We start from the raw sequence: 26641 nt of genomic DNA, 5'->3' as shown, positions 1-26641 counted from the left end.
TTAAACGTAACCAAATCATCTATATCGTCTTCATCTACAATGTAATGACATTCATAAATTTTTTCTTGAATTTCACGAGGCTCATAATATGGGCAACCCCGATGGTAAGGGTAAATTGTATCGCACGGGGAATAACGATGCATTTTCGCTTCCTGATCACCTAGATAAACAACAGCACATTGATCATCAGGTTTCACTTCATAAGTCAATTCAATTATATCCGAATGAAATAAAGGTATTATCGGGACAATAATCCCTGCCAATAAGAAATACTCATTTCCACTAATTCGAATATTCAAAGAGTCTACCGGATTTTCTTGTACTAGGTATTCTTCTACGTCTCTTTTTGAAGATGAACTTTCTTTTTCGTAGGTAGATAAAGAATATGTCGTAAAACGGCCAAGCGAAGAACATCCCAGCAATAAAAGACATAACGCCAATAGAATTCTATGCTTTTTCGTCATCAACAATTCCTAAGCCTATGTGCTACCATATCTAGAAAATTTTGGATAGTGGTAATAATGCTATAAAAATAATCTAAATTTTTATTCATGACAAAATATTGTTCTTTATTATTACTTGTCCTGAGCGCCCTGTGTTTACAGGGGTGTCCCTACATCGCTCATGATCCGTCAGATGCACCGGAACAGGTAACTGCCGAAGATGTCCAAGGATGCTATTATAGCGAAATCATTAACGAGGACACCTACATAGATAAAAAGCTCCCTAATGTAGAAGGCGAGCGTCCTGCTCAGGGACGTGAAAAACGTTACGACAAGATTCTTTGTAAGGAAATCTGCTTTGAAGGCGATAGTGCAACAGTCGTTGTACGCGGCTTCGCTTTGACTTACGATACCACGGGTCAATTTGTCGAGGACACCATCCCTTACACCCTTAGGGGCGAAACGATATCTTATAGAGACGATATGGAAGTTCACACGATATGGGAATCGGACGAAACGGTTTACAAGGAAACGTTCCCGGTGTCTTATTTGGAACCGAAAATAGACGGCATTTTTCACACAAACATTACGACCCACTTCCCTATCGGCACGAACACGGACAAACCGTTGTATTATACAGGAAGTTTTAAATTCTTCGCTTCTTCAGCACTCAGTGAAGGAGTATTTTCGAAAGACGGAGCTTTTAGAAAAATATCCGTTACGCATTATGATTCCGAAGAAGTCTTTTCTACAAAAGGATGGGATGTATGCAAAGGATTTTAATACTCGTCCTTTTTGTTTGCGGCTTTGCTAGCGCAGCCTTCCTAGATATTGACATCAAGGATAGCCGCCTCCAAACCGAGAATTCTGTTTATAAGCCCGGTGGAATACTAGGCTTCGCCGCTGAATTCGGCGTGTTCAACGAGCCGGAAAATATGGTGGACTACACTCTTGCCGTAGGTGTCAGCCGTTTCGGTTATTCCCATTCCGATGGCGACGTGAGCGTGTCTGCATGGGATATCTACATCAAGCCTTTAGTTTGGTCCGTGACGATAAAGCGGATTATGTTTGAGACCTATGTTGGTTTTGGATACGTTTTCTCAATGAATAATTTTAATCCCGCGCTTGTCGACGACATGGAAGAAGACTCTGGTATACACCATGGTGACTTTAAGTACGGTTATCGACTGGGATACCGCATAACAGACCAATTGCAGGTTTCAGTGGCTGCCAATTATCAGGTTTTGATTTGTGATTGGCATGCTAATCCGGGCGGAGACGACACCATGCATACGGGCGGCTGGGGCCTCAATTTCCAGTGGAACATCCCCTGGATTCCGTTCTAGGGCTATTTCAGGAACAGCGAGAGCTTGCTAAAGTCAAGAATCGTGATAAACACGAAGAAGCTGATGAAGAACGCGGCAGCCACATTCTGAATGACCGTCTGCGTCTTGGTGGAAAGCGGCTTGCCGCGCAGTTTTTCGATACCGAGGAACATCAAGAGGCCACCGTCGGTAATCGCGAGCGGGAGCAAGTTCATGACGCCCAAGTTAATGCTGATGAGGGCAAGCAACATCAAAAAGTCCTGGAAGCCGCTCATCCACACATTACCCATGACAGCGACAATTGAGACCGGGCCCGAGAAGGCATCAACCTTGACATGGCCTTGGAACATGCGCTTAAAGTAACGGAAAATACTCGTTGTCATTTTCCAGCTAGTGGCACAAGTTTTCGTGAAGGCTTCCACAGGACCGCGGCGCACAATTTTTGTTTCGCGGAAGAGCACATAACCCATCTGGATGCCGACCATGTAACGCTTGTAATCTTCGTTGTAAACCGGCGTGAGCGAATTGGTGAGCGTATCGCCGTTACGGATAACGGTAATGTTTACAGGCTCGCCCTTGCTGCCGTCGATAATGCGCACCACTTCTTCGTAGCGGGAAATATGTTCGCCGTTGATCTCAAAGATGGTATCGCCCACGGCAAGGCCCGCCTTTTCGGCTGCAGAGCCCGCTACAGGAGGCAAGCGTACAATCACGCGGTTGCGCGGGTAGATGCCGATATCACCGATACCCATCGAAATTTCGGAGCCGGCAGAATCTTGCGCCGGAATAACGAGTTCTTCAGGAACTACCGTAATCGTCAACGGTTCGCCGCCGCGGTGCACGGTAAGCGGGACACTTGCGCCGAGACTCACGCCAATCTGTTCGCGGAAATCATCCCAGCCCTGAGTGGGTTTGCCGTTGATTTCGGTAATGGTGTCGCCCGGCTGAATACCTGCGGCTACGGCCGGAGAATCTTTGGCGACAAAGCCCACAATCAAATCGTTTGTCGCCGGTTCTTCGACGCCCACCATATAGAGAATCATCAACAGAATAAAGGCAAATACGATATTGATGAACGGGCCCGCAAACGCAATGGCAGCGCGAGCACCCACCGACTTTGCCACAAAATCACGTTCACCCGGAACTTGGCCTTCTTTAAGCGAGTCCGGATTTTCGCCCGCCATGGCCACATAACCACCGAACGGAATTGCCGAAATGCAGTATTCCGTTTCGCCGTGACGGTAGCGAATCAATTTCTTGCCGAAACCGATGCTGAACGTATTGACCTTGACATTATTCCACTTGGCCACCAAGAAGTGGCCGAGTTCGTGAATGGTCACCAAGAAGCTCAAGCCAAGTAGGCCGAGCACAAACATCAAGACATTACTGAATATCGATTCCATCGCGTTCCAATATAGAAAAATGCCGCCACCAACTTTCGCTAGTGCGGCATTTAGGAGTACGAGTGTTGTAAAATCGCCGATTAACGGATGCTGTTGCCGAGAAGATCAAAGCGCTTGCCGTTCTTTTCGACATAGAGCTTATGACCATTTTGGCGAAGGCGCGGAGCAGCCTTGTTTTGCATGCCGGCGGGCAAAGTTTCGTGAATTGCCGTAGTCATGGAGCTGCTCGAAATCCACGGATTCCACTGCGAAGAACTCGAAGCGAGCGACTGCGAAGAGCTGGATTTTTGTTCAGACGAGCTAGATGCCGGAGCGACAGAGGAGCTGGAAACCACCTGAGAACTAGACGAAACTGCCGAGGAACTCGATGAAGATACAGTAGACTTTCTTGCAACACCATTGGCGGCAAACGAGGGAGCATAACCGGCGTTCAGAGCTTCAAGAGCGCCAGCAAGGTAAGCAAGAGGTGCATTCCAGTTGATAGCGACTTCGTTCGTTGCGTAGCTGCAACGTTGGTCGGTATAAGCGGTCGCCGCATTGCCAGTTCTGTAATCGGCACACTTCCATTCGGCAGCAGAGCCAACGTCTTCGCCACCGGGCTGCGGGCCACCCACAAGCATACCCGGAATCGGATCTTCTACGTTGTCCGAAGTACTCGGGCGGTGGTGCGGCATCTTGGGAGACTTCGTGCCGTAACCTGTAACAAATGACATGTCAAGCGGATTCTTGCCGAGCAAGTAATCAAGCACCTTGAGCGCTGCGGCGTAATACTTTTCGTCGCCGGTGAGGTAATAGGCATGCAAAAGCCATACGCCCTGATTGGAGGCCACGGCGTTGGAGCCCCACACAAAGTCATCTTTCGCCATCACCACGCCAAAGCCCGACTTGGTACGGTTCACGAAACCATCTGCAGTGCCCAAGATTTTCTGTTTGGCTTCGTTTGCATCGCCAAACACAGATGCATGCGTCGCCTTGCCATAAGTGGCAACGCCCGAAAGGTCGCCCCAGTACGACACATATTCCGAAGAACCATTCTGCTTGTAAGAATTATCGCCCGTGGTAATGGCAAGTTCCGTGCCGGCAAAAAGTTTTTCGTCGGCCGCATTGTCGCCTTCGTACGCACCCGTCGCCACATCGGAGGGATTTGCGGTAAAGTGGTAGCTCATATTCGAAGAGCCCCAGCTATAAGCCTTCTTGGCTGCATCAAGGCACTTGGCGGCGTAATTGGAATCAAACGGCTTGTACACGCGCGCAGCAACTGCCATCACACCGGCAAAGTCAAGGGCGGCTTCGGCACTCTTACCGATAACATAAAGTTTTGCATTGTCTTGCGCAGGCATCACATCGCCCGGGAAAGCAAGAGAGGTAAGCTTGTGATAAACGCTACCGTCATTGGCCTGCATAGTAAGCATCCAGTCCAAATTGTACTTGATTTCGGCGAGCAAATCCGGCAAAGTTCCATCGGCAGGAATATTCCACTTGGCCGTCTTGAAAAATTCCGGGAAATGTTCGTAAAGCGAAAGGAGCGTGTAGGTGGTAATGCCCGAATTCACGATATAGCGTCCGTAGTCGCCGGCATCGTACCAGCCCTTGCTCGAATTGATAGAGCCCGAAGCGCCCGTAGAATTATGAAGTTCGACAGTCGCATTCGTATGGCCTGCAGCACGAGCCCACTTGCCCGCGTATGCACTTTCGAGAGCCATAGAGGCGCGCTGGTAATAGAACCACTTGATAGCAGCCTTGTAAACGTCGGCAAAGGTATTGTTCTTGACCACCAGATCTTGGCGAAGTGTCTGGCCGCCCACCTTAATGCTGTACTTGCCCTCGGCGGTCAATTTGGAAATATCGACCAGCTGTACATTCTGGCCGCTTGCATCCCAGAACGAGGCGGCGCCAGGCGTTACCGTAAGCACAGTCTTGCCAGAGGCATCCTGGATTTCAACATTGCCAGAGGCTCCGACAAGCGAAAATTCCTTGGGATCGGAAGGGCGGAAACCCACCTGGTTAATGTAAGCGTTAGCGGCAAAGGCCGAAGACGCCAAAACAGACGCAGAAACTGCGACTAAAGCAAAAAATTTGTATTTCACAACATCCCTCTCTTTCGAGAAAACGCGTCACCAACGCGCGTGCGAGAGTAATATAAAGAAAAAAGCCTATAAACGGTCCAACAAAAAGCCGTTTATAGACAGAAGTGTGTCGAATGTATCAGGCAGGAATGCCGATGCCGACCTTCGTCGGCATGACGCCGGAATGCAGGCGTTATCTCAGGCGGCGGAGGCCGCGGGGCATCGGCACCTCTTCACCATCTTCGCCGAGCAGGTAGATGTTGTCGAGGCTAATGTAACCCGTGCCGCTGTAGCGGGCGCGCCAAGAGAAGTTCTTGATTTGCTTCGGGTCGAGTTGCGGAATAGTCTTGCCCCAACCTTCCTGCTTCATATTTTCCCAAATGAGCGTGTCACGCATCCAGGAGCCGCGAGTATTTTTCAGGCGCACCATGAATTCATCGTAATCCTGGACCTGATTGCTTGCGATTTGCACTTCGAAGTAACCATCGGGATTGCTATGGTTCGTGGCGTAATCAAACACAATACCCACGGAGTTGTGAACTTCTTCGGGAATCACGTAGTAGGCGCCAGCGAAGTTCGGCCAGCCCTGCGTAGGCGGCTGTTCAATCATAAAGTCGTGACGGATAAAGCCACCATGCGGAGGAGCACCGTTAAAGACCTTCGCGCCGATAGTCGTCGCATTGTCACCATTTGCCACCGGGAACCAGTCGACTGCATCGAGGCCGTTATCAAAGTTCTGCATCACGTGCGTGGTACGGTAAGCGCCACGAACGCGGAACGGAATTTCAAGCACCGTCACTTTACCGCCAAGGCCCTGAACCACCACATGAATCGTACGAGCGGCAGGGTACATGTCTTCGGGAATCGGAATCTGCACATGGAAACTTTCGATAGAAGCATTCCACTTGCCGTCATCGGGAGTCACCGACTGCATCAACAGTCCGCGTTTGCCCCAGTTGCCGATATTCACGGAGCCGTTTGTCAGCTGACCATTCGGCTGAGTTGCCGTCACGAACAAGTCGATCGTATCGCCCGCCATGAGCACTTTCTTTTCAAGCGCTGCCGCAAGAATCACAGGCTTTGCAGCCTGGGCCTTAGTCGCTTCGCTCAAGCCCACCACCTTCGGGTTGATTTGCACAACAGCGAGACCAAACGGTGGCACCGTAATGTCTTTACTCTTGCTCGGGTTAATGCGGCGACCGCTCGGGCCCATTTTCGGGTACGGGAAAGCATTCTGCGAAGTACCCACCCACTTGAACTGATCTTCGCCAAAGATTTCGACCTGCGTGCGCACCAGATCGCCCTTGCCGACTTCCTTAGAATTACCCTCGACGCTTGCGCGGTCAATCTGCACCACCTGCGGGGCGTCCGACAAGTTCACAATCATCACGCGGGTAGAATCGCCCTTGCCGATTGCATAAGCTTCCACATCCGGCGAAGTCGCCTCTACCGGGAACACGGCATAGCCGTCTTCCAAGAAATCCTTGAAAGTCATATAAAGGCCGTAGTATTCCGCCGTCGGCTCCAGAGACTTCCAATGATTCCAGGAGCCTTCCTTTGCAAGAGCGGTCATACTGATGGTACCCCAGGTGTCATCGGGTCCCTTGAACACGTTGCCAAAGGCATCCCACGGGAGCACCTGCAAACGGTTACCAAAGCGCATGGCATGCTGAGCGAAAATACTTGCCACAGCAGCAGCCTGCGGGTAATCCATCAGCAGGCTAAAGCCCTGCACGCAAGTGCTGAATTCCGAGAGGAACACGCGGCGTTCGCCTTCGAGGTGGCGTTTCATCCACACATTCAGCGTATCCATATTCGGGCCTACGTCGAGCATGGCCTTGAGCATTTCAGCGGGCTTCGGCTCGTTGGGAGTCCAGTACGGATAATTGTGCAAGTCCACCACGTCGAGGTAACGCTTGCCATCTTTCTTTTCAGCCTCGCCCACGATGCGCAGGAATTCTTCCATCCAGTACTTGCCATCAAGAATGCCGGCGCCCTTCTGCATCATCTTATGCGTACTCAAGAGCGGTCCGTGCAGAATGATGGTAGAATCCACCGCCTTCATGGCGCGTGCGTATTCCAAGAAGCGGGCGGCGTAATGCCTTGCCGAAATCGGGCCGGATTCTTCCCATTCGCCATCGAGTTCGTTGCCGATTTCCCACTGCTTGATATTGTAACCCTTAACCTTGTTGGCGTAGCGCACCCACGCGGCAGCTTCCTTTGCAGTACCCGTGCCTGCATTCACGCAGATAACGGCCTTCGCGTTCGGAAGCGTCTTGATGTACTTCATGAATTCTTCGAAGTCCCACTTGATGTCGGTCCAGTCGGTACGGGCCTTGTCGCCGTTACGGGTAGACATCGCGTAGAACTTGTAGTTGTTACCGCCGAGCAAGTCGGTTTCGCCACTGAAGAGTTTCATTTCGCGAATCTGCACACCCTTGGCCGGTAATTCCTTCGCCTTAAAGCGGATTGCCACGTAGCGGGTGCGGAGCTGCTTGAACTTGTACTTGGTCGTGGCGCCTGTCACCTTGACCACCGACTGCAACTTGAGTTTGTTTTCGAGCGCCTGATGCACGCCCGGATATTCGGCATAGTCTTCGGTCCAATAAGCAAATTCAAAAGACTTCGGGCGGAGTTTGCCCCAATCGATTTGCAAAGAATCCAAGTTCTGCTTTTCAGGGAATTCAATCACGACCCAAGGCGGATCATCGGGGTCCAGGATTTCGCCCCACCACATGGTTTCCATATTGCCGTCGGCCAAGTGGCTGCGACGCACAAATCCGTAGTTGTCCTTGGTGGTGCCGCGGTAAATCGTTTCGCCCAAGAAACCGCGAGCCCACTTGGTTTCGTCAGCGGTCCAAAGGCCTGTGCTATCGTAGCTACCGATACCGTTCCAGTGGTAATCATTCGAAAGGCTGCCATTCGGGAAACGGAACAGCGTGTAACCGCCATCGACCAAGGCAGAGGTCATGTCGTAATAACGGCTCGGCGGATTCCAAATCGCCAAGTCCGCAGACATCATGTTTTCTTTATTGATAACGACACCCGGATGCAAATCATCGACCTTGATGACATTCTGGGCGGCAAAGGCGGCGGAACCCAGAGAAAGCCCCGCCAAGGCTGCAATAGCTAAACGATTTTTCATAAAAACCTCTCCTAAGAACATATATAAAAAAAGCCGATGCTGACTTTAATCAGTTCGGCTTTAAAAGCAAGGGAAATTCCTAATTCAGATTACTTGATCTGATGACCCTTCAGGTTGAAGCGCTTGCCGTTGTTTTCGACATAGAGCTTCTGGTCAACAAAGCGGAGCTGCGGACCCTGCTTGGCGTGAGCCTTGCGAGCGACCTTGGACTTGATTGCATCGGTACGGGCAACGCCCGCGACAGCAAAGCTCGGAGCGTAACCGTGGTTAATCGCTTCGATAGCACCAGCAAGGTATGCAAACGGAGCATTCCAGTTGATAGCCACTTCGTTCGAAGCATAGCTGCAGTTATTGTCAACATAAGAGGTTGCCGGGAAGCCGGTTTTATAATCCTTGCATTCCCAAGTTTCAGAGCCGATATCTTCGCCACCGGGCTGCGGGCCACCCACAATCATACCCGGAATCGGAGCGGAAACCTTGTCAGAGGTGCTCGGACGATGGTGCGGCTTCTTGGCAGACTTTGTACCAAAACCAGTCAAGAAAGACATGTCGAGCGGGTTCTTACCGAGCAGGTAATCCAGCACCTTGACGGCAGCCTGGTAGTACTTGACTTCACCAGTCAGGTAGTAAGCATGCAACAGCCAAACGCCCTGGTTTCCGGCCACAGCGTTAGAGCCCCACACAAAGTCATCCTTGGCCATCACGACACCGAAACCCGTCTGACTACGCTTCACGAATTCATCGGCCGTTTTGAGCAAGCTGTCTTTTGCAGCCTGGGCATTACCGCCAAATTCCGTAGCATGCGTTGCCTGACCATAAGTGGCAAGGCCTCCGACATCAGCCCAGCTCGGAACGTTTGCGGAAGCCTTGCTCGGCTTGTAAGTTGCATCGCCGGTAGACACGAAGAGTTCCGTACCAGCAAACATCTTTTCGTCTTCGAGCCAGCCATCACCATATTCACCGGTCTGCACATCGGACGGGTTGCTGAACTTTTTGTTCGGGTTCTGGGCGCCCCAAGCGTAGGCCTTCTTGGCGGCTTCGAGACACTTGCTTGCATACGTGGCATCGAACGGTTGGTACACACGAGCGGCCACGGCCATCACAGCGGCAAAGTCAAACGTTGCAGCAGAGCCCTTACCGATTACATAAATTGGATCGATATCGTCTGCCGGCATGACGTCACCCGGGAAACCGAGAGAAGTCAGCTTGTGGTAAACGCCACCATCAGAGGCCTGCATGGTAAGCATCCAGTCCAGATTGTACTTGATTTCGGCGAGCAAGTCCGGAAGAGTACCTTCTGCCGGGATGTTCCACTTGAGCGTCTTGAAATATTCCGGGAAATGTTCGTACAACGAAAGGAGCGTGTAAGTGGTAATACCCGAGTTCACAATGTAGCGGCCATAGTCGCCAGCATCGTACCAGCCTTTGGTCGAACTGATCGAGCCCGATTCACCGGTAGAGCTATGAAGCTGCACGCTTGCATTGGTATGGCCTGCGGCACGTTTCCACTGACCGGCATAAGTTTCTTCCAGAGCCATAGAAGCACGCTGGTAGTAATACCACTTCAAAGAAGCCTTGACAACATCTTCATAAGTGTTGGCGGCAATCGTGAGATCCTGGCGAAGCACCTGGCCACCCACCTTGATGGAATATTTGCCCGGAACGTTCAAGTCCGAGAAATCGACCAACTGGACATTCTGGCCGCTGGGTTCCCAATTCGATGCAGCAGACGGAGTCGCCGTCAAAACGGTCGTTCCACTTGCATCTACAATTTCCACACTGCCATTACCGTCAACCAAGGCAAATTCCTTGGCATCGTCCACACGGTAACCAATCTGGTTGATATATGCCGTAGCAGCAAAAGTCGCTGTTGTAAGAGAAAGTGCGACAGCGGCATACTGTTTTAAGCCAAATTTCAGCATCTCAGACTCCTTAAATGATTTATGTAGCTACAAATATACCCCAAAAAAAGCGTAAGAGAAATCTCTTACGCTAGAAATTGGACACAAGTGTACCCATTGTGTTATTTTTTCGCGAATTTCAGGCTTTTTTGTATTCCAGACGGGAATGTTACAACAATGGCATACGTCCCAGAAGGCAGCCAGGACAGGTCCAGGGAGCCCCGGAAATCGCCCCGCCAGGCAACGGAGCCGTTCATGGAAACGATAGCGCAATGGTATTCGCCCCCATTCCCGAAGGCCACCAGCTTGTTACCGACCAAGCCGACATGAGCCAGCTGTTTCCAGTTCGAAGGCAGACGAGTCTGCATGGAGTCGTTATCCAAAGTATCGGTAACCGAAGTATCCGTCACGGAGGTATCCGCCGTCGTCGTATCTATGGGATCGACTACCTGCGATTTTGCATCGCGGGCAGCTCCGAAGAAACTGATCATTTTGTTCAAGGTCGAGTCGACATACATTTCGTTGCCGCCATGGGTTCCGTCCGTTACCGAAACCAGTTCCGTCACGACATTATGCTTTTTGAGCGAATCATACAGTTCCTTGCTCTGTTCCGGATTCACGACCTGATCCTTCGTGCCGTGGAACATGATAATCGGAGGATCGTCTTCGCTTGCATAATACGGCGAACTGGCAACCATCCATTTATCCTTGTTTCCTTCGCGTTCAGCACCAATGAAAGCGCCTTCGTAGGTTCCGCTTCCCATGAAATTATTGATAGGATTCATAGTGTAAATATCGGTCGGAGGAGACCAAAGCGACGCCGCATCGATACAGCTACTGAACTTGGTGAACTCCCCTAGGGAGCCCACCAAGTCCACCGTTACAGAACCGGACTTGCCTTCTTTCAAGCCACAGGTTGTAGCGACCAAACTGGAGAGATGTCCGCCCGACGAAAATCCGGACATAGCGATAAACGATGTATCGATTTTGTATTTCGCCGCATTACCGCGAATAAAACGCACCACGGCCTTAAGGTCATGCAACTGCGCCGGGTACTTGGCATCGCTTGCAGAACGGTGGTTCGGCGTCACCACGGCATAGCCTGCTTTCAGGAGTGCCGCGCAAATGGTATTTAAATCGGCGGAGCCTTTGGAATTGTTCATGCTCCAGGCGCTACCGTAAGTGTGAATCACCACCGGATAAGCATCCTTCGTTTCTTTGGGCAAGTAGATGTCCAGTGTATGGAAGGTCTTTCCGTCGTTCGCGTAATTCAAATCGGCGAATTTTTCGGAATACTCCATTTTGCCTTGGCCTTGTTGGCCGCCAAAACCTTGTGCAAACGCAGAAACCGCTACCGCGAGGCAGGTCGCCGCTATAATTTTATTCATACTCAATCCTTTTCCAAACAGGCAAAATGCCCATAAAACAATATAAATCAAAAAAGTCGCCCCATTCCGGAGCGACTCAAAATTCTGTTGTACAAGATTACAACTTACTTAATCAGGTCAAGCGTCAGGCGACGGGCTTCGGCGTCGGCTTCGAGCACCTGGTCGAGCGTCAGGTGACCGGTCACGTTCGGGGCACCGGCCATAATCGTTTCCACATGGCGCGGGATGTCGGTGAACTTGAGGTTACCTTTAAGGAAGGCGTCAACGAGGACTTCGTTCGCGGCATTCATCATCGAAGGCACGATACCGCCACGGCGGCCCGCCTCGAACGCAAGGGCGAGGCAGCGGAACTTGTTGAAGTCCGGTTCGAAGAAGGTCAGTTTTGCGAGCGTCGGCAGGTCGATACGTTTGGTATCGAGCTTGAGACGGTCGGGCCACGTGAGCGCCACCTGAATCGGAATGCGCATGTCAGGAGCGCCGAGCTGGGCCATGAGGGAACCGTCGCGGAACTGCACCAGCGAATGCACCATGGACTGCGGGTGAACCACCACCTTGATCTGGTCGTACGGAATGTGGAACAAGAAGTGAGCTTCGAGAACTTCGAGGCCCTTGTTCATCATGGAGGCAGAGTCGATGGTAATCTTCTTGCCCATGCTCCACACCGGGTGATTCAGGGCATCGGCCACGGTGATGTTTTCAAACTTTTCAATCGGCCATTCGCGGAACGGGCCACCGGACGCCGTGATTTCGAGGAATTCCACTTCATGTTCGCGCTTACCGCCTTCGAGGCACTGGAAGATAGCGCTGTGTTCGGAATCGATCGGCGTGATGAAGGACTTCGGGTTTTCGGCAAGCTTGTCCCAAATCACCGGGCCAGCCATGACCATGGTTTCCTTGTTGGCGAGAGCCACATGCTTGCCGTGTTCAATAGCGGTAATGGTCGGGAGGCAGCCCACAGCACCCATCAGAGAGTTGATGATGATATCAGCCTTCGGGTCGGCAGCGAGTTCACACAGGCCTTCCATGCCGGCGAGCACCTTCATGCCGAGTTCCTTTTCGAGTTCCTTGGCGGCAGCTTCGTTGAACATGCACACGCGTTCCACCTTGTACTTGCGCACGATTTCGGCAACCTTCGCCACACTGCTGTTTGCGGCAACGGCATAGAGATTGAAAATGTCGGAATGCTGGTGAATGACATCGACGCTAGAAGTACCGATAGAACCGGTCGCACCGAGAAGAACTACGTTTTTCATTTTGAAGCCTCTTTTTTATACAGCTAAAAGATAAAAAATTGACACCGCAAAGGTTCAATTATCTATAATTTAAACATGCTCGCGAACGAAGTCAATAGCCTGATCAAAAAACTCTCCCCGTTTATGGAAGAGGATTCGGAAATTTTCCGCGAGCTCATGACGTTCTTTGGGCAAGGATCCAAGATTGACGTTCACCACGGTGACCTTTCCAAATTCCTGGGCCACAAGCGCCTTTACCGCGTAATTCGCCTGAAGGGCGAAAGCTACAAGGATTGCGTTTACCAGCTGGTAGACAATTACCCGGAATCCATGGAAGCGCTGGGAATGCTGCGCTACTACAAGGCGCCCGCAGGCCCCGTACGCTGGGAAGAGGTAGAAGCCGCCGAAATCGCCATTGGCAAGGAACTCACGATGGCCGCCTACGGCTGGATGCCGGATGCATGGACTTTGTTCGAGAAGGGTCAGAATACAGAAGGCAATGAAGGCGGCGAGCACGAACTCGTCGCGATTCTTGCGTTTGATTTAGGCGAATAATCGCTACTTATAAAAGGAGATGCCGGGTCAAGCCCGGCATGACAAAGAAAGAACTCTCGACTTATTGTTTCAGGAATTCGAACAGAGTGATTCCCGGGAGCTTGCCTTTGCGGCTCGCCAAGTAATCTTTCAAAGTCAATTCAATCACGTGCTTTTTGAAGGCAGCGTGACGCAACTTCGGAAGTTCGCCGTTACGGAAAATGACAAAGCCCGTATGCGTTGCATCCAAATTATTCGCGCCGGCAACAAAGGCAACACCTGTTACCATAAGCGGGCCTTCGTACGACTTAGACGCCAATTCCATTGCCCGATTGTAAGGCAGGTAGCGCAAATCCATCGGAGCATCGGGAGTGTCGTACTTGATCTTTTTCGCCTTGAAGAAATCCTGTCGGGGCATGGTACGCTTGACAACCGTATCACCCGGAATCTGCATGGGGCGCGCAAACTTGCCCTCGCCTACCCAGTCAGCAATCAAGTAATGCTTGCGGGTCGTAAATCCAATCTTTCCGCCCTTGTAGCGAATCTTTTGGAGCGTATTGAAAATTTCGTTTTCGTTCGGCGACAAGGCCATTGCGAGCGCATGTTCCAGATACGTTACGCAGTCGACTGAATCCATGTACACCAGCGGCTTGTTCTCGATAGAATCCAGATAGCTTTCGCCCATGGGGCCAAGCTTGTAAGGAGTTCCCTTCATCATGCGAGAGAAATATTCGAGTCTTGCGGTAAGGCCGGCCACATTCTGCGCACCGAGCCACATCTGTTTCATCTTCATGAACGAGGCGTAATTGTCATTTGCGCGATACACGAGGCGGCTCCACAAAGTATCCAGCACATCTTTGAGTTGAGCATCCGGATTCCGACCCGTTTCATTCAAGTACATGGCCACCGCAAGGGTATCGCCATCAAGCGTATAAATGTAGCCTACTAGGCCGTGGACTTCGCCGATAAAGCCCGTCTTGAATCGAGTGAGCCAGGGGTACGGCAAATCCAACATGCGCTTGCCGCCCGTTCCGATTCCCGGGCCCGCAAAGCTGTTGATGTAGTAACTGCCCTTGGGGTGACGGGCCATCTTGGCAAGCAACTTGGTTTCGGTAGAAGGTTTCACCTTGTTCTTGGGCGAAAGTCCGCAACCATCCCAGACTTCAAAATCCGTAGAATCAATTCCCATTTCGGCGAGGAATTTCATTTCCATGGCGCGGCCACTTTCGACACTACCCACACCCGTCTTTTGGGCGCCCAAATTGCGGAAAATCGTTTCGGCGTGCAAGTTTTGGCTGCGCTGATTGATTTCGTCGAGAATGCTTAAGAAGGGGGCCGCCGAATAAGTATAAGAGGCAATCTGGATTCCCTCTTGCACATTGGGCTGTTCCTTAAAAGTAATTCCGCGTTCCTTGAGAGCGTGAATGAAGGCCGCCTTAAAGTAAGCAATCGGGTTACGCACCGGAAGCACCAGCTGGCTAGAATCCACGCCAATGCCGATGGCGCCACCAATCGTGATTTCGGGCTTTGCAGAATCGAGCGCCCAAGTCCATTTGCGCTTTTTGCCCGGAACAGTCACCATTTCATTTTTCAAAACAACATAGCCAACATCGGGCACCACTTCGGCACGGGCCAGCTCGCCCACTTTTGTACCCGGCTTAAAGCGAATCATGGTGCAGTTGTCGTTAAACCCGAGCGGAGCAATTTCGGCACCGTACCAAGCATCATAAAAATTCTTGCGCCAGTGTTCGGCACGCCACGGGCCCTTGTAATAGCTGGAATCCAGGTTAATCTTGCCCGAAACGGAATCTATGCCCAAGGCATGAATGGAATCGGCCATTGCATACAGCATGTGGAACGGGTCTGCGTAATAGCGGCCCGAAAAATTCGGATCGCCCGCACCGCGAATATTGATAGATCCGACAAAAGTCTTTTTGCGTACGCTACCGTTCAAAGAGACTTCGGTCTTGGGCGCATAATCGAGCGGCAAGAAATGCACCGCAGCAGCAGTCGTCAAAGTCTTGAGCGTGCTTGCAGGCGTAAACTTTTCGACCCCGCGAATGTTACCGATTTCGTTGCCGGTTTTTACCGAGCGAATCGAAAGTCCGTAGCGGGAGCCAGGCACCACAGAATCTACGTAGACCTGGAATGAATCCAATTGAAAATTGGCAAGAGCGACAGTTGCAAATAATCCAATTAAAGCAAAAATATTTCGCATAATTTTAGCGCTTGCGGAAACGACGGATAGAGAACACCAATAACAGCACGACCGCAACAGCTCCCAAAGATATCACCACAATAAGTCGCAAGCTAAATTTAGACTGTTTGCTCACCGAGCCAAAACCCTTTTCGTACTTGGTTTCTTCGACCGGAGTTTGCAGAGCCGTAAGAACGCGTTGTCTTACCACAGAAGCCTTTTCGCCATCGTTGTATCCCAAGACGCGATTAATCTTCTGGTGCGTATCGAACACGAGGCGTGCAATTTCGTCGTTCACGGAAGAATCGTGCTTGAGCAGGGTCACGGCAATGGCAGACACCATGCTGTTCACCATCATTTCGATTTCACTCCATTCCGGAATGTTCTGGCTGCTACGGCCATGATTTTCAAGGCCATCAATCAAATGATTGTAGCGGCTATCCTGCATCCAGATTCGAATCAAGCTCTTGTCGGGCGGAATAAAGCCACACTGTCTAGAATAGAAATCGATATTGTCGGCACGGAGCATGAACAAGAACAAGTCACGAGCCTTTACCTGTTTGATGGGATTGCTGTTCTTCGGGAGCGTCAAGTGGCTTCCGCCCACAAACGAGAAGTTTCCATACGGGCCCTTGGGACCAGTCAACGTAATCAGGCCGTCTTTAGCAAGCGGGCTATCCATCAGGCCGCCCAGTTCCGTATCGAATTCAATTTTACGAATCAGTTCGGAGGTACCAAAAATCATCAACTGTTCGGCACGCACAAAGCGGTCTGCGCTCTGGGCCGAATTTTCCTTGAGGTTGTACGGCGAAACATCGTGGTCACGCAACAACTTCAAATAGTGGCAAAGCCCCACCAGCGTCAGGGAATCGGCCAAGGCACTGCGGTAACCGCTGTCGACCTCGGCCACAAAGTCGCCACCGAAATTCCAGAGGAACGGAGACATCTGCTGGTAGCCAGTCCAGTCGTCCTTCACGCCGAATTCAAACGGAACCACCTCGACTTCTTGTCGATTGGTCACCTTGGCTTCTGAAATGGCACGAAGTACACCATAGAACTTCGGGTACGTTTCAATTTCGGTATCATGCAATCCCAGTTCCAACCAAATGCGTTCGTTCGCAAAGAATCCACGAACATCGAGGAACCAAGGAATCGAGTAAACCAGCGAGTCGCGACCGATATGGCCAGACTTCATGGCCTCCGGGAAAAAGCGACTTGTATCAACAGCGTCTAACAATTCAGTGACAGGGCTTATCATGCCCGCCTTGGCAAAGTAAGGTACCCAGGTCGAACCCAACTGCAATACATCCGGGAAATCGGTACCCGGGCCGGCTTCGTTTACCAAAGTCTTGTTGAGTTCGGCGAAGGCGGCACCCCAGTCCACGAATCGGATCTTGACCGGAGTTCCACTATGCCGCGTGTACTTTTTCATGAGTTTCTGGAGCGCAGACCCGGCGTTAATATCCTGGTCCATCACCCATAGCACAAGCGTATCGGGGGGTGTCGGCATGGCCCTCAGTTCCGGCACAGCATGTGCGGACACCCCGCCCAAGGCGAGGCTCACAAACAAGGCTATGCTACAAATACGCTTGAACATGTTTCTACTCTAAAATACAAATTGACTACTGGGCAATTCTCAAGAAATCATCAAAGTAACGCGGATACGTCTTATTAATGCAAGCCGGATCCATAATCTTGATCGGCACGCCACCCAAAGCGACCAAGCTGAAGCACATGGCCATGCGGTGGTCGTTGTAGGTTTCGATGGTTGCAGGCTGCAAGTGTTCCGGCGGCGTAATCGTAATGGAATCGGTCGTTTCGCGGACCTCGGCGCCCACCTTGCGGAGTTCAGCCGCCATGGCCGCAATACGGTCGGTTTCCTTGACACGCCAGCTGGCAATGCCCGTAATGGTCATGGGGGCGTCGGCAAACAAAGCGAGCACCGCAACCGTCATTGCCGCATCGGGAATCTCGACCGCGTTGAATTCGCCCAGGCTCTTGAGCTTGCCGCCCACGCCCGTGCATTCGGTCCAATCGGGACCCATGGTAATGTTTGCACCCATTTTCTTGAGCACGTCGACAAAGGCGATATCGCCCTGGCGGCAATCGCTACCTACGCCGAGCACGCGCACCTTGCCGCCTGCAATGGCAGCGGCGGCTAGCGGATAGCTGGCCGAGCTGGCGTCGCCTTCGACCATGTAGTCGCCCGGAGTCTTGTACACGCCCTTGGGCACATAAAATTCCTTGAGATCGGCATGCTTGACTTCGATACCGAACTGTTTCATGACATCAAGCGTCAGCAAAATGTACGGAGCAGAAATCAAATCGCCTTCCACGTGAATATGGAGCGGAGATTCTGCATACGGGGCACAAATCAAAAGCGCCGTGAGGTACTGGCTCGAAATGTTTCCGCGAACAGACACCGAGCCGCCCTTCAAACCGCGAGCGTTAATGCATACCGGCGGGAAACCCTCAGTTTCCATGTAGTCGATGTCGGCGCCAAGCGATCTAAGAGCATCGACCAAGTCGCGAATCGGGCGTTCCTTCATGCGTTCTTCACCGCTCAGGTGAAACACGCCGCGACCAAGAGCCAAGGCCGCACACAGGGAGCGCATGGCCGTGCCCGCATTACCCAGATAAAGACCTGCCACGTAGTTGTCGTTTTCCATCAGGACCGACGGAGCATCGATCGGGCCAGCAGAGCCTTCGATAACAGCTTCGGTAAAGTCGTCGTTCATGTCGGCCTTGACGCCAAGCGCCTTTAAAGCCTCGCCCATATAGCGGGTATCGTCGCTTTTCAACAAGTTGTGCAAACGAGTGGTTCCTTCGGCCAAGGCAGAAATCAAAAGCACACGATTGGTAATACTTTTGGAACCCGGCACGCGAAGTTCGCCGTTATAAGACTTCAAAGCAGGAATCTGAATATGACTGGGACGAATAAAGGGTGTATCCATGGTCATAAATTTATAAATTAAATAAGCTGATAGACATTATGGAGCGTTAAATGATGAGCGAAATCACAGAACTCAAATTCACCGTACGTTTTTCGGACTGCGACGAATACGGCAGACTCAAGCTTTCGCGCCTTTTCCAGTTTATGGAAGAAGCCGCCATCGCTGACGCCGAGCGGGGTGGATTTGGCCTGTGGCGCATGATCAAGGCCGGCTACACCTCGGCCATCACGCGCATGAAGGTCCGCATCAATCACACGCCGGTCATGGGCGAAGAGCTTCACGTTTCTACCTGGATCAAGGAAATCTACAAAGACAAGGTCGTCTTGAAGGACTACGCCGTCGTCGATAGCCAGGGCCACGCTTTGGCCGAAGGCACGTCTTCTTGGATTTTGGTGAACTTGAAGACCGGCTTTGCAGAGCCGCCGTCAAACAGCCCGTACCCCTTCCCCATTCAGCTCGAAAAGAGCGCCATGCCCGAGATGCTCTCGGTTTTGCCCATGGGCGAAGAGCCTCAATTAGTTTATACGGAACGTGCCCGTAACAGCGACCTTGATTTGAACCACCATGTGAACCACTGCCGCTATGTGGAATGGATTCTCGATTGCCTGAGCAAAGAAGAAATCAAGGAACGCGGCATCCGCTCGCTGCAGCTGAACTTTGTGAACCAAGTGCCGCTCGGCGCAAACGTGAACATCATCCGCTTTAAGGATACAAACCATCACGCCGTATTCTTCGGCATGAACGCCGACATGGAAAAGAGCCCGACCACGAACCGCTGCCATTTCCAGGCCCGCGTGGGTTTCCGGGAATAACTTCAGGGAACGACAAGCCCGACACCAGGCCACATTTCAAAGCTGAAACTCCCGTGCAAGTCGGTACGGTACACCGCCGACGAATCGCCCGTGACAATGTAGAGCTTGTTTACCACCTCGTCTTTGGGGTGGCCGTAGCGGTTATTTTTACCGACCCCGATGGCCGCATACTTGGGGGCCACCTGCGCCAGAAACTGAAGCCCGCTACTGCCCGCAGAACCATGGTGCCCGACTTGGAGCAAGTCTGCCGACAAGTCGCGCGAGAGTTCCATTAGGCGGTTTTCGCCCACGGTATCTAAATCGCCTGTTAGCAGGATTGCGCTTTCACGCCCCGCCTGCGGACCAACCATAGAGCCCATGAGGACCACACTCGCCCGATTTTCGCCAAAGCGCCCGTAACTGACCGGCCACAAGCATTCAAGCCTTAGGCCCTCGGCGAAGTACACCGTGTCGCCGCGTTCCAGCGTATCGACCGGAATCTTGTACCGCCGCGCCACCTTAAAGACGCTATCGCTCACAAAGCCCACCGCGGTGTCCAGCCCCACCAAAAGGCGCCCTACCTTGAGCCGCCCCGACTCGATTGCAGCCCCCATTTCCATAAACCCACCGCCGTGGTCCCGGTGAAAGTGGCTCACCAGCACCCAGTCAAGGGCCTTGACACCACGACCGGCAAGCGTGTCCACCAGACCCGCCGAGTCGGGCCCGGTGTCGTACAGCGCAAAATGCCCGTCGTGTTCCAGCAACACGGCAAGTCCCTGCCCCACATCCAAGAATGTAACCCTCAGTGGCTCGGGCTCTGCGCCCCAGCCACTGTCGTAAGAGCAACCCGACAGCAAAGCGCCCCCAAAAACGCAAAGGAGTGCACTCCAAAGTATGGCGCAAAGCAGCACCCACATGTAAATCCAACGGTTCATAGCAGTCTCCGATTTTAAGAGGTCCTCTTATATACACGCCAAAATCGGCAAAACTGTCTGATTTTACCCCCAAAAATGAAAAAGACGGCAAACTTTACTATATTTACCCTTAAACCGAGGTTTTTTATGCAATTACCCAAGTACAAAAAGAAAAAGCGTATCAAGCTGAAAGTCTGTCAGGAACCCGGCTGCGGCCGCGAATTCTGGGGCCACCCGATCGCCAAGTACTGCGAATTGCACCGCGACATCAAGCAGCGCCAGAAGCAGAAGAAGGACGTGGACAACATCGAGTCCAAGAACATCATCTTCCGCCACAACTACACGGAATCCATGGACCTCACCTTCAAGTGCTGCCTCGAAGGCTGCAACGAGCTGTTCACCATCCGCGTGTTCCCGAAGCAGTACATTTACCCCCGTTTCTGCGAAGAACACCGCAACGATTTCAAGCGCGCAAACTACCTGCGCATCATTTCGAAGCTGAAAAACGACTAAAAAGGCGCATTTTACAAAAAAATTGCAGGGCCACCCTTGAAAATCGGGGTGGCTTTTTTATATTTGGGCTCACAATCATGGTGGGTGTAGCTCAATTGGTTAGAGTCCCAGATTGTGATTCTGGATGTTGTCGGTTCGAGTCCGGTCACCCACCCTTAAAAAAGAACCTCGCTAGCAAACTAGCGGGGTTCTTTTTTTAGTGATGAGACAAAAGGGTTTTAGTCGTCTTCTTTCTTGGGCGGATTGTAGGGTATATCAAGCGCATTGAGCTTGATGTGGAACTGTATAAGAACAGTATGTACTTCAACATCCGGAGCCACCCCAACAGTATATCGAATCATATATCCTGCAACAGCACTAATCTTATCCGAATCATACTCGTATGCTTCCCCTACACACGTCGTGTCTAGCCAGACTTCATAATGAACGTTCGGATATCGAGGATCGTCCCATTCATCGCCATCCCATATTCTAGCATCATTCCTTACTTTGGAACTCCCCAAACATTCTATGTCATACATACTACTTTTGTCATCAAAATTATATTCTGCTTTAAAGGCATCTAGATCCATCAAGTATTCTTCTAAATTCGTTTCTTCATCTTCTCGATCAATTCCTTTGCAACATCCTTTATCCAAGGTTTCAGGAGTATTTTCTTCTAGAACATAATGGTAAACAATGTCATGAAGTTCGTGCCATTCCTTCGGATGAGAAGACTCCTTTGAAGGCTCCTCATTTTCTGGGTTGGAGAATTTTTCGCCAAATGATTCTACATATTTTTCGAACTCGGGAACCGCTTCTACGTTTTTCCACCCGGCCACATTTTTGCGAATCGTTTCCAGTTGGCCATTTTCTTTGGCTGATTTAGCCCAGTTGGCAATTTTGGTTTTCATTTCGTTATCCCACTCACCCGTTTTAGCATAAGAATCCCCCAACGAGTCTATGCTATAAGTAAGATAAGCTTTCTTGTCTAAATTGGTCTGTGCCGACAAGAGCACACTTGCAGCCAAAAGTGCTGCGTTGCCATCTCCAGGCTTAAGGATATCCAAATCAGCAAAATCACCGACATCGTCTTTAATATCAAACAGCGCAAGGATCTCCTTTTTCGCCAGAGCCCTTGCTTCTGCCACAGGCATTTTCTTTTCTTCCACAAGATACATTATGCGGTCGTATTCAAGCTGCGTAAACACGTTAATATTCACGGTGCTACGTTTTTCCAAATTAACAAAGGCGTGTAGTCGAATGTCTTTGTTCGACTTTTTCCCAGTATGTTCATCTAGATATTTGCCCCACACACTGATTTCAATACATGGAGAAATCGTGTTGAGATTTTCAAGATTATACACTCCATTTTCCACACTACCTTTATAAACATACCCATTGCTTGTTATTCTTAACGTTTTGCAATTAAGTTCCCTGTATTCGACTATAGATTCAACGAACGGGCCTTTCTGCGCCACGCCAGTTAAAGTCATATTCTTAATTGCATATTCTTCGACACTAGAAGAATCCGCTTTTTCGGAACTCGAAGATTCGATTTTCTCGTTCTTTTCAGAGCTCGAAGACTTCGCCTTTTTATCTTTGCTTGCAACCGAAGACGAAGAAACTCCTTCGTCACTGTCGGAATCTTCCTCTTCGAGGGATTCCTCCGTATCGCCCCCGGCAACACTGCTGCTGTCGTTACTGGAACAGCCTGTCACCATTAGAGAGGTGCAGAAGAACATCGTTGAAACAGACAGCAGACCCGTCCCAAGAAATTCAGGCCATTTATTTTTCATTTTCTACCTTCCTATTGAAAAAAATTGAAATCCTTAATCTACCCGCATATATTTTACGGGGACGTCAAGCAAGAAACTATGTTCGGTATCCGGATCCGAATTCAAATGGTAGCTCACCCTATACACCGCATGCACGTAAACACGTCCGTTGCTCCAAGCACTCAATGCCGTATCCAAAACAACGGTAGACTCGCCGTCTTCAATCGGATTCCAGCCTTCCCATTCACTACCGTCCCAAAGAATGCCTGCATCAGTGAGCTTACGCATCACGTCTTCATTACTTTGATAAGCAGCATGAAATGCCGATTCTTCCATAGAGCAATCATTGACTTCGATATCCCACTCACAACGGCTAATGAGCGAATAACGATTCTTTTCTAGTTTTTCCAGCGCATTCTTATCTCGCCAACATTCTTCTTGAATGAAGTACGACACCGTGTCGCGAAGATCGTACCATTCCCTTGTATGACGCGCAACTTTTTTCCCACCGTCCGGTTCTGTAGTTTCAACAGGTGTTTCCGGTTCTGCGGGCTCTGTGGTTTCCGCGGGCTCTGCCGGTTCCGCCGGTTCTGCGGTTTCTTCAGGTTCAGTAGATTCTTCAGGCGCAGTTTCGTCGCCAGATTCAGCCGGTTCTTCTGTTTCTGGAGTGGTTGTCGGCTTTTCTTCTGCGTCAGCAGTTTCTTCGGCTTCGGCAGTTTCTTCGGCGTCAGCCGGTTCCTGTTCTTCAGATTCAGAGGCTTCAGCTTCTTCTTTCGACGTTTCTTCGGGCTTTGAGGATTTCTCTACTTCCGAAGATTCAACTTCTTCATCACTGCCGGATTCCACGACTTCGGAAGTTTCGTTCGCATCGAGAGCATCCAAGCTGCCATCGTCAACAGAGCAGCCCGTCACCACCAGTGACGTGCAGAGGTACATTGCCGAAACAGACAACAGACTCGCGCCAAGAACTTCATACCATTTGTTTTTCTTTTTCATTTTCCCTTCTTTGTTGGAGTGTTTTCCACATCCCTCACACCTACAAATATAGGTAGATTTTAAGACTTTAGAACACAAAATTAACGTTTTTCTTTAAATTTTACAGTTTTTATAGAAATTACTAAAAATTTAATAATCTAGAATACAAAGCAAGTATCCCAGGAACACAAAAAAACCCTGCCATTTCTGGCAGGGCCGCTTTTTTAGAGAGTGAGGAGAAATTACTTTGTTATATAAACGCTATATACATCCAGAATAAATCCATAGCGTATTGTACGCCAACCACTAGCATTCATTATCACTTCTGCCATCGGATAAGCGGCAACCGTATATATAAAATTCTTCAACCTTTTCGAGTAATAGTAAACATGAACCTTATCTCCAATCCGAGAGATGTCCGCATCCACATCCGTATATGAATAGCCCCACAAGAATTCCATCAGGTCATTCCTGCCGTATTCAAAACTGCGAGCACGTTCATACCCGTAAGTAGTATCCAACCACTCCTCTCTAAATTTGGTCAGGCTGTCAATCGCCTCTTGATCATCGCTAGCCGCCAATACATAGGTTCTAGAAAGAGTATCCAAGAATTCTTCAGTCGTGTGGCGGATTCGCCAGTTGATAACAATGGTATCACCGTCACAACGAAGGTTCAATTGTTCCAGACTGTTTCCCAACAAGTTTTCCAATTCCCAAGGAAAGACTTCATCAGCACAAACTGCAGAATCCTTTACAGGAACAGGATTCGAGGGCTCTCGCCTTGTGGACCTTATGGAATCGATCATCCTGTAAATTGCAGGATCAATCGAATCATAAACCGAGGAATCTCTTTTTACGGAATCCTGTACATCCGTTTTCGAAGTATCCTCTACAAAAGAGCTCGAGGATCTAATCGTATCGCGCTCCAGGGAATCCGCCTTCGCGGAACTATCCGCCTTTGCAGAACTAGACAGCACCGTATCGGCAACGGCCCCGCTGCTGCTAGAAGTCACAACGCTGTCGCGCGAATCCTGCTTACTGCTGCTCGATTGCTTCGTGGAGTCAATCTTAGGCTCGCTTTCGGAACTCGTAACGACGTCACTGGAAGACGATACTTCGACAGAAGACGAAGATTCATCGCTAGAAGAAGATTCTTCTTCGGTCGAATCAGCGGGTTCTACAGCGGGAATGTACTTTTCGAACGCGGGAACTTCGTCAACGTAATCCAGGCCTTCGATATTCTTGCGAATGGAATCAAGCTTGCCGTCTGCGGCGACAGAGGCGGCCCATTCAGCAATTTTGGCCTTGGTCGTAGAATCTTTCCACTTGCCGCTTTCGGCAAAGGAATCGTTGAACTTGTCAAGACGCTTGGCAAGCCCATCTGCATCTGTTCCGGACTGCATCATCACGCTTACGGCGAGGAGTGCTGCGTTTCCGTTACCGGATTTAAAGACATTCAACTCTTCCGATTCGTCAAATTCACCCTTGATATCAAATGCAGCAAGGACTTCCTTTTGCGCCTGAGTTTTTGCATCGGCAAAAGACTTGCTCTTTTTTGCAACAAGGTGCTTCACGCGTTCGTATTCCAACTGCGTAAGCATGTTGACATTCACGTTCTTGCGATCCTTCAAATCGGTAATCGCACGGATCGTAACCGCGTTCTTGGACTTTTTGCCGGTCAATTCGTTAAAATATTTGCCCGAAACTTCGAACAAAGCGCACGTCGACGCAAAAGACATACTGTCAACGGCAAAGTCGCCCTTATCGCTCTTGACTTCGGTTTCAAAAATTTCGTCCGAAAGTTCCATGGTCTTACAGTCAATCCCCTGCACCGTCACGGTAGCTCCCTTCACGAACGGCCCCTTCTGGGCAACGCCTGCAACCTCGACATCTTTGAGTGCCACAAAGCCGGCATCTTCCGAGACGCCGCCTGCAACGCCCTTGTCATCAGTACTGGAGCATGCAGCAAAGAGCGACATGCCTATAAATGCAGAAGCAAAGGCCAAGTTTTTCTTGGTCATCTTGCACAAGTTATTTTTCATTGTCTCCTTCCTTCTTAACTGAAGTCTTGCTTTCTTTTGCCAAAGGTTCACTCAGCGGGAACAGTTGCAAATTCAATCGGTAAACCTGTTCCGTCTCGTCGTCTTCCGAGGCAATCGCGATAATTCGGCGGCGGCAATCTGCGAGTTCCTTACGAATCCGTTCGTAAGATTTACGGGTGAGGCCCATGGTAAGGCCCGACATGTCGCGTTCCGAAAGCGGTAAATTAATTGCCTTTACGGCGAATTCGCCCATCTGGCGCTGCAAATCGCGGGCAGCCACAGGCACGGCGTCTACAGAGCCCATCGAAATCGCCTTGTCCGTCTGCTGGTAATTTCCGTTTTTGTCTTTTTTCAAGAGCTTTGCCCGCACCAAAAAGTCGAGCGTCTCCGTGACTTCGGCAGCGGTTATCGCGGGCTTTATCGCATGAGCCATTTCTAGCGGCTTTGCACCGGGCATATTTGGCGCAAGTTCTCGCAGCACCGCATTTTTCCACGATTTAAAATAATTGAACTCCTCGACCCCAAGCACCCTTACTTTATGTGCTCTCGCCAGAGCGCAACGTTCTTCGAACGCAGCCCGTTTCGACTCGTCGTTTTTTGCGTGAGCGTACGAGACCATCAAGACAAAGTAAGTATGTTCAAAACCGGCAAGCCCCATTGCGGCTGCAACAGAACCCGCAGCACCAACACTCAGGTTCTTTTTGCCTTCGCAAACATACTTCAGGTAAACCGCCGACGAAAACCCCGCATCTCGAGCGAAGTCTCGCCAGGTAAACGCCGAAGTACGCTTGCGTTCATCGTAATAGTCCTGAATGAACTTACGATAATCGGTATATTCTACAATCTCCTTCATGGTCACAAATATAGACAATTTTTGATGATTTAGAACACAAATCTACGATTTACTTTTAAAATTTACCATTTTTGTCAAAAATTTTAAAAATTTAAGCAAAATAGAACACAATTTCGTATTCCAAGGACACGTGACCAAACACGACTAGTTATAAAAAGACCCCGCGGATTTTTCCGCGAGGCTTTTTCCCTTGAACCCCCATTGCAAG

General features: G+C 50.4%; 20 protein-coding genes and 1 tRNA gene. 6 read left to right on the top strand and 15 right to left on the bottom strand.

The window, feature by feature from the left end:
* A partial coding sequence (locus QZN53_RS05215) for a hypothetical protein (protein ID WP_163437826.1) occupies positions 1-464 on the bottom strand: 464 nt, incomplete at its 3' end.
* An 87-nt stretch (positions 465-551) separates the two neighbouring features.
* On the opposite strand from QZN53_RS05215, the gene QZN53_RS05210 reads away from it, so the two are divergent.
* Positions 552-1226, top strand: coding sequence for a hypothetical protein (locus QZN53_RS05210; RefSeq protein WP_163437825.1), 675 nt, complete (start codon positions 552-554; stop codon positions 1224-1226).
* A complete protein-coding gene (locus QZN53_RS05205; protein WP_163437824.1) occupies positions 1211-1789 on the top strand; it encodes a hypothetical protein in 579 nt (192 codons plus the stop codon). Before QZN53_RS05210 ends, QZN53_RS05205 begins: the two co-directional genes overlap by 16 nt.
* 2 nt (positions 1790-1791) lie before the next feature.
* Here the strand turns inward: QZN53_RS05205 and rseP are convergent, their stop codons facing one another.
* The 6 genes from rseP to dxr form a co-directional block, all read right to left on the bottom strand.
* Complete coding sequence (rseP, locus tag QZN53_RS05200) at positions 1792-3171, bottom strand: RIP metalloprotease RseP (RefSeq protein WP_163437823.1); 1380 nt, start codon at positions 3169-3171, stop codon at positions 1792-1794.
* Between the two features lie 80 nt (positions 3172-3251).
* Positions 3252-5258 carry a glycoside hydrolase family 9 protein gene (locus tag QZN53_RS05195; RefSeq protein ID WP_163437822.1) on the bottom strand — a complete coding sequence of 669 codons (2007 nt, stop codon included), beginning with the start codon at positions 5256-5258 and terminating at the stop codon, positions 3252-3254.
* 172 nt (positions 5259-5430) lie between these two features.
* On the bottom strand, positions 5431-8382 hold the full coding sequence (locus tag QZN53_RS05190) for a glycoside hydrolase family 44 protein (protein ID WP_163437821.1): 2952 nt from the start codon (positions 8380-8382) through the stop codon (positions 5431-5433).
* Positions 8383-8471: 89 nt separating this feature from the next.
* Entirely contained in the window at positions 8472-10304 is a 1833-nt protein-coding gene (locus tag QZN53_RS05185) for a glycoside hydrolase family 9 protein (RefSeq protein WP_163437820.1), read from the bottom strand.
* A gap of 101 nt (positions 10305-10405) precedes the next feature.
* A complete protein-coding gene (locus QZN53_RS05180; protein ID WP_294651962.1) occupies positions 10406-11671 on the bottom strand; it encodes an alpha/beta hydrolase in 1266 nt (421 codons plus the stop codon).
* 104 nt (positions 11672-11775) lie between these two features.
* Positions 11776-12924: a 1-deoxy-D-xylulose-5-phosphate reductoisomerase gene (gene dxr / locus QZN53_RS05175; RefSeq protein ID WP_163437819.1), complete on the bottom strand. Its 1149-nt coding sequence runs from the start codon at positions 12922-12924 to the stop codon at positions 11776-11778.
* Between the two features lie 75 nt (positions 12925-12999).
* On the opposite strand from dxr, the gene QZN53_RS05170 reads away from it, so the two are divergent.
* Positions 13000-13458, top strand: a complete 459-nt coding sequence (locus QZN53_RS05170) for a hypothetical protein (RefSeq protein WP_163437818.1) — start codon at positions 13000-13002, stop codon at positions 13456-13458.
* Between the two features lie 61 nt (positions 13459-13519).
* Here the strand turns inward: QZN53_RS05170 and dacB are convergent, their stop codons facing one another.
* From dacB to aroA, 3 genes are read right to left on the bottom strand one after another with little or no spacing between them, the layout of a single operon-like run.
* Positions 13520-15655 (bottom strand): D-alanyl-D-alanine carboxypeptidase/D-alanyl-D-alanine-endopeptidase, encoded by a 2136-nt coding sequence (dacB, locus tag QZN53_RS05165; protein ID WP_163437817.1) that lies wholly within the window; start codon positions 15653-15655, stop codon positions 13520-13522.
* Positions 15656-15659: 4 nt separating this feature from the next.
* Positions 15660-17231 (bottom strand): extracellular solute-binding protein, encoded by a 1572-nt coding sequence (locus QZN53_RS05160; protein ID WP_163437816.1) that lies wholly within the window; start codon positions 17229-17231, stop codon positions 15660-15662.
* 25 nt (positions 17232-17256) lie between these two features.
* On the bottom strand, positions 17257-18588 hold the full coding sequence (gene aroA, locus QZN53_RS05155; protein WP_163437815.1) for a 3-phosphoshikimate 1-carboxyvinyltransferase: 1332 nt from the start codon (positions 18586-18588) through the stop codon (positions 17257-17259).
* A gap of 50 nt (positions 18589-18638) precedes the next feature.
* Here aroA and QZN53_RS05150 point away from each other — a divergent pair, with 50 nt between their 5' ends.
* Positions 18639-19400, top strand: coding sequence for an acyl-[acyl-carrier-protein] thioesterase (locus QZN53_RS05150; RefSeq protein ID WP_163437814.1), 762 nt, complete (start codon positions 18639-18641; stop codon positions 19398-19400).
* 2 nt (positions 19401-19402) lie between these two features.
* Here QZN53_RS05150 and QZN53_RS05145 read toward each other — a convergent pair whose 3' ends face one another.
* Complete coding sequence (locus QZN53_RS05145) at positions 19403-20314, bottom strand: MBL fold metallo-hydrolase (protein ID WP_294651958.1); 912 nt, start codon at positions 20312-20314, stop codon at positions 19403-19405.
* A 126-nt stretch (positions 20315-20440) separates the two neighbouring features.
* On the opposite strand from QZN53_RS05145, the gene QZN53_RS05140 reads away from it, so the two are divergent.
* Both QZN53_RS05140 and QZN53_RS05135 read left to right on the top strand, forming a co-directional pair.
* Positions 20441-20806: a hypothetical protein gene (locus QZN53_RS05140; protein ID WP_072799910.1), complete on the top strand. Its 366-nt coding sequence runs from the start codon at positions 20441-20443 to the stop codon at positions 20804-20806.
* 80 nt (positions 20807-20886) lie between these two features.
* Positions 20887-20960: transfer RNA gene (locus QZN53_RS05135), tRNA-His, on the top strand.
* Between the two features lie 64 nt (positions 20961-21024).
* On the opposite strand, the gene QZN53_RS05130 is transcribed toward QZN53_RS05135, so the two are convergent.
* The 4 genes from QZN53_RS05130 to QZN53_RS05115 form a co-directional block, all read right to left on the bottom strand.
* Positions 21025-22584, bottom strand: coding sequence for a hypothetical protein (locus QZN53_RS05130; protein ID WP_163437813.1), 1560 nt, complete (start codon positions 22582-22584; stop codon positions 21025-21027).
* Between the two features lie 33 nt (positions 22585-22617).
* The gene (locus QZN53_RS05125; protein WP_163437812.1) at positions 22618-23559 is read right to left on the bottom strand and encodes a hypothetical protein; all 942 of its coding nucleotides are present in this window, start codon (positions 23557-23559) and stop codon (positions 22618-22620) included.
* Positions 23560-23780: 221 nt separating this feature from the next.
* Positions 23781-25580, bottom strand: a complete 1800-nt coding sequence (locus QZN53_RS05120) for a hypothetical protein (protein WP_163437811.1) — start codon at positions 25578-25580, stop codon at positions 23781-23783.
* Complete coding sequence (locus tag QZN53_RS05115; RefSeq protein WP_163437810.1) at positions 25570-26433, bottom strand: TIGR02147 family protein; 864 nt, start codon at positions 26431-26433, stop codon at positions 25570-25572. Before QZN53_RS05115 ends, QZN53_RS05120 begins: the two co-directional genes overlap by 11 nt.
* Positions 26434-26641 lie beyond the last annotated feature (208 nt).

Origin of the sequence: uncultured Fibrobacter sp. (assembly GCF_900316465.1) — a bacterium.
In the GTDB taxonomy this organism is placed as follows: domain Bacteria; phylum Fibrobacterota; class Fibrobacteria; order Fibrobacterales; family Fibrobacteraceae; genus Fibrobacter.
This window is presented reverse-complemented; position numbering and strand designations above follow the sequence as displayed.